Below are 5,134 nucleotides of genomic sequence, written 5' to 3' on the forward strand. Positions count from 1 at the left end.
GTGATCAAAAAGGCGTTGGCGGCTTTCGTCTGCGCCAAGGTGTCTTTTGTCATCGCGGCGGAATCGGCCACGTAAATCCATTCGTCGTCGAGGTGGGCTTGCTTCAGCTGTTCATGGACACGGGACAGCACCTCGGGATTCCATGTTTTATCAGACAGGTTGCCGTCGTGCACATCGCCGTAAAACGGGATGCCATCCTCGTTGCCGACCAGTCCGAAGCCGATCTGTTTTTGCCAATGCTGATGGCGGTTGTAGCCATGTGTGATCTGCAGAGCCTCTAACGAGGCCGATTCATAGGCTCTGTAAACCGTCTTGTCTGTCGTATCGGCGTGAAAGGCTCGGAGGGAAAGGCCTTCTTTGTGATAAATGTGAATCAAGCAAGTGCTGATGACCTTGTGAATATCGGCCTCATACAAGCGGTCGAGATGACGGGCCAAGGCATCGTCGTTCAACCAGGAAGGATGGAGACCGGGACGAATGAGTTTCTCTAGATCGATCTCCTGAGCCCATCGTTCTAAGTGAACAAGGGCTTGCCGGCCGTCAAATAGATTGTAAAGGATGGCCTGAACGGCATCGCTGACTCGCGTTTGGCACTGTGGATCGACGGGCACAGGATGGTCAATCAAGTGGGGGAGGTCCAGTTTTTTGACTAGAACACTTATTATATTCAAATAATCATTACGATAGACCCCTTTGACTTTCACATTCATGAGAGAAAAACTCCTTTACGTTCCTTGTGTGTCAAGGATTCATTCGACATCGGAATGAAAAAATCCTCCCGATTTTCGTCGGGAGGGTGCGAAATGTGAGGCGGAACAAAAAAATCCTCTCGATTTTTGCCGAGAGGGTGCGAAATGTGAGTTCTCAAAAAGACTTTTCCAGACTTTTTGAGAACAAAATAAGCATTATCATTATTCTGACTACAAAGATCAAATTGTTTGACTACGAGCAACTACATCTCAGGTTTATAATTATATTCTTTTCTGTCAAATCAGCCACTTTTTTCCTCTTGATCAATTTCATTTATCTCACCTCCTTTCAGGCATAAAGATGACTAATCAAGGTGTGCGTATTTTCACGGAAAAGATCCATGGGCAACGTTTTGCCCTCCACCCGGGCATGAAAATGACCAATCCAAGCACGTGCATTTTCACGGAAAAGCTAAATTAATCATGCATTTGAAGATTACATGGTATGAAGCTTGGTAAATAAGGTATATCAGTACAACTAATCGTTTTTTATGTCTATTCCAGCGTAAACAGTAACTAATTCAAGGGCTGTTCGAATTCCCTTCTTTAAAGGTGGACAAGGACTCCTTTGTTCTTTAATTCTAATTAGTGGACAATGCATTCCCTGACAAGTTGGCTTTAAAATGCAAGAGTTACATTGCCTATCATCTTTCGCATCTGCCGTTATCCATAAGGTAAGTTTATCTTCATCAATATCAAAAGTTCCGTCTCCTCTAATTTTCCCTAATTGATTCAGAGGCTCATCTAATTCTAAAGTACATTTATAAATAGTTCCATCTGCCCCAATCGCAAAACTATTCGGAAGACCAGCGTAACAAACACTTCCCATTGGGTCAAGGGAACTTAGCAATTCAGTGGAGGTCGGAAAATAACAATGTGCTCGTTTTTGAACCTCACTCATAACTTTAAAACTTTCTTTTGGATCATATAGTGGTAGATCTTTAGCAGATGTTCCACCATAATTCTGCACAGGTTTAAAATATAATTGGAAACGTTCATCTCCATTCAAAAACTCTGAAAGCAGTTCTATTAATTCTTGCATTCTATCCTTATTGGTTTTATCGAAATTTGAGCGGATTAAAACTTTAAACTCTAAATCAGTCTTTTGAATACTTTTTAAATTGTTTATAATACGATCAAAAGTAGGACCACCATCTTTAAGTATTCTATGTGTATCATGGGTATCTTTCGGCCCGTCTAAAGTGATTTGATATTGGATAATATTCAAATCTACCAATTCACGAAATAGATTTTCATCGAGTTCGTATCCATTTGTTGTAATTCCAGAGTTGAATGTAAATCCGAATTTTTTAGATATTTCTTTAACTTCTTTATTAATATTCCTAATTACATTTACACCTTCTAATGGCTCCCCGCCGAACCAAGCAATATTTAGACTATTAATATGAGGTGCTTTTCGTAAAATATGCTTAATAATAGCCTGTTGAATTTCTTTCGGCATTTCCCCCCTTAAAAATTTCTCGAAGCAATAAACACACCTAAAATTACATTCTTCTGTAGAATATAAAATTAATTCATAGTGATCCTTTCGATTTTTTTCCATATCTCTCATTAAATCTACTAATCGATTTTCATCGGTTGAATGATGTACCAAAAAATGTTGATTAATTAACTCTGTTTCTAATTCATTTGCAGGTTCACATAATAACCCCTCCCGTAAAATAGTTTTAACCTTTTCTTTTGTTTTTACATCTTCAATTGTTGCTATAGCTCCAGAAAAAGTGTTAAATAAGATTAAAGTACCTTCTTGAGTCTCATGTTTAATTGTGTAACGTGATTTGCGATATTTTTTATACATTTCTATCCTTCCTTTTTTAGAATAATAATTAACTCAGGGCTATTAATTGAAAACGGTGATTTATCAAAATCACCATAAACATTGCTTATTTTAAAACCAACAGTACTTAACATATTTTTTAATTCAACAGCAGTATAAATTCGTAAATCAAGGTGGTATTCTTTTATATTGCTATTATTTCTTTTTTGTCTAATTTTTAATAGTCCATTTAATAAATCGATTTCCCTGCTTTCAAAAATTGGCTGGTGGAAAATATCATAAAAATATGAACTGTCCTCAAAATATTTCAATAACAACTCCCTGTTAAAAACATGCACAATAAATATCCCTTGATATTTTAGAGAATTATAAACTTTACCGAAAATTTTAATGGTTTCTTCATCGTTAAAGTAACCAATAGATGTTTCTAAACAGTAGACTAAATCAAAGACTTCAATAAAATTCATAAAACGTGCATCGCAGAACATAATATTAGCAGCGGGATCGGTTTCCTTGACTTTGGCTACTGTTTCGTAATGTGAATCTATGCCAATAACATCAAAGCCTAGTCTTCTAATAGAAAAAAGATGTCTTCCGTTACCACAACATAAATCAAGTATTTTACTCTCTTTTGGAAGAGTATCAAGCATGGACTTTAAAAATGCAACCTGTTTTCCTGTTTTTTGGCTGTATAAAAGTCCATAAGCATTTTGGTAAGAAGTATACTCAAAAAAATGATTCAAATCATTTTTAATATCCAATAATTGCTCTCCTCCTACCCTGAAAACTCGAAAAAGACAAGAACGATCTCTACCTAACCATTAGAAGTAGGTTTTAAAAGAAAGAATTTCAGTATATATGGTTTACCGATAATGCGCACTCGTTTTTTCCAGTTTCACTTGATACCCTATCCCCCTAAATTGCTTCATCGTTTGACACACTAGGTTCGTTTCTCGCTACCAATCCCAGTAGTAGGTTTCCAAACTCTCTATACCTCTATACTGTTCCTTTCTGGTTAAAATGACGTAGAGGATTTGTAACATCGTTCTTCCCACAGCGATACTCGCCCGATTTACTCCTCTTCGTTTAGCGATCCGATGATACTTCACGGATAAATGGGTGTTTTTCGTTCGGGCCATGGCACGAGCACCCCACACCAGGTGTAACCTCAACTTCTTGTTTCCTTGCCTCACCCGTCTATATTTCCATTTCCCGAAACTTTCGTGATTTCCCGGCGCCATGACTGCCCATGAAGACAAAATTGAATTCACAAATGATCGATCGTTCGTTCTGGGTTCTGGTTGATTCTTCGAATAAAGGCTTGAACATTCTTTCCGATTCCATGCACAGATTTAACCCATGCAAGATTTCGCTTGTTCCACAAAGGATATAAGTTGATCCTCACTTTTGCTGAATGAGTTCATCGACAATCATAAGCATCTCTTTACGTTACATGTGTATCAGTGGGAGATAAATGTCGTAGCATTTTTCTCATCTGTTGTAGGGATCATTGTTTGTTCTGATTTCAGATCAGCTTTCTGTAAGTGAACATCCCTTGATCAGTGGTCCAAACATATTAAACAGGTCAAACCATTATTACAGCTATCCCATTTGTCGAACTATGATTTTTCCACTCATGAAAATACATCTGCTCTATGATTTTTGATGTTTTTGAATTTTAGTAATTATATTTTCAAAAATGTCAAGCAGGATCATTACTAAGAGTCAGTCAAGACTTTGTGGAAACTTTTTTGATTCGCTGAAAACAGGTGTAAATCATAGGTTGGCAAACCATTTTTTGAATTTAGTCCGTAAGCGCTTTTGAATTCTCATCCCTTGCCATGGCAGATCGATATGTATACCTTTTTTTTACCATGCCTTGAGTTCAGACAGGGCATGATAGATCGGTGTCCCGGACGATTGCTTTAAATATGGCACGTTATTCCGCGTGATCTCAGGCCAAAGACGGCGGACGCGTTGTTTCGCCTTGTTCACGACCGTCTGTTTAGTGGATGTCGTTTCCTCCGCCGGATGCGACGATCCTTCTCCGAAACGACGTCCGAAAAGACGAATCCCATCCATCCGGGCAATCATTGCCTTGAAAAACGCCCTGAGTCCCTTGTCGGTCCAACTGCGGCGGTATTTCACCCGATACGCCAACTGGCTCATCACGCTTTCAGCCCTCCCCATCGGATACAGGTATTGTCAAAAGTTTATCCTCCACACTCACGGTTTTTCCTTGGGTTTCAACGGTTGAACAAAAAAAGCTTACCACCCCCGTTGTTTTCCGCCATCATTGAGGTAACGACACCCAACAGCCAAAACAAAGGAGTGACAAGCTTTGTTACCTCAATGATTAGCCTATTTGCTTGAAATAATCAAGACCCAATATCAAATTATCGTGTATTAGATGGGTGTGATATTGGGAAAATCGTTGAATCTCGAGGACTTGGACGAACCCATCCAAAAACCGTACCGGAAACTTCAAGTCGATGACCTTCCGATCATCGATGTGCCGGAAACCCTTGATTACCGGAAGCTGTTGGCGGACTACGAAGCCCAGCACAGACGTCCTTTGCGGCCCATC

3 protein-coding genes and 1 pseudogene are annotated in these 5,134 nt (G+C 39.0%); all 4 read right to left on the reverse strand.

Going from position 1 to position 5,134, the window contains the following annotated elements; genetic code table 11:
• A partial coding sequence (locus tag DI44_RS00070) for an IS1634 family transposase (RefSeq protein WP_033026769.1) occupies nt 1-710 on the reverse strand: 710 nt, incomplete at its 3' end.
• 517 nt (nt 711-1,227) lie between these two features.
• Nucleotides 1,228-2,568 (reverse strand): radical SAM protein, encoded by a 1,341-nt coding sequence (locus DI44_RS00060; RefSeq protein ID WP_025038984.1) that lies wholly within the window; start codon nt 2,566-2,568, stop codon nt 1,228-1,230.
• A 2-nt stretch (nt 2,569-2,570) separates the two neighbouring features.
• Nucleotides 2,571-3,308 (reverse strand): class I SAM-dependent methyltransferase, encoded by a 738-nt coding sequence (locus DI44_RS00055; protein WP_021322585.1) that lies wholly within the window; start codon nt 3,306-3,308, stop codon nt 2,571-2,573.
• Nucleotides 3,309-4,416: 1,108 nt separating this feature from the next.
• Nucleotides 4,417-4,746, reverse strand: a pseudogene (locus DI44_RS00050) (UPF0236 family protein); the annotation flags it as partial.
• Between the last annotated feature and the right edge of the window lie 388 nt (nt 4,747-5,134).

This window comes from Geobacillus sp. CAMR5420, assembly GCF_000691465.1.
Lineage (GTDB): Bacteria > Bacillota > Bacilli > Bacillales > Anoxybacillaceae > Geobacillus > Geobacillus thermoleovorans.

Excerpts from the sequence above, each read along its gene's own strand:
- DI44_RS00060 (WP_025038984.1), bottom strand. The coding sequence starts at position 2,568 with ATGTATAAAAAATATCGCAAATCACGTTACACAATTAAACATGAGACT.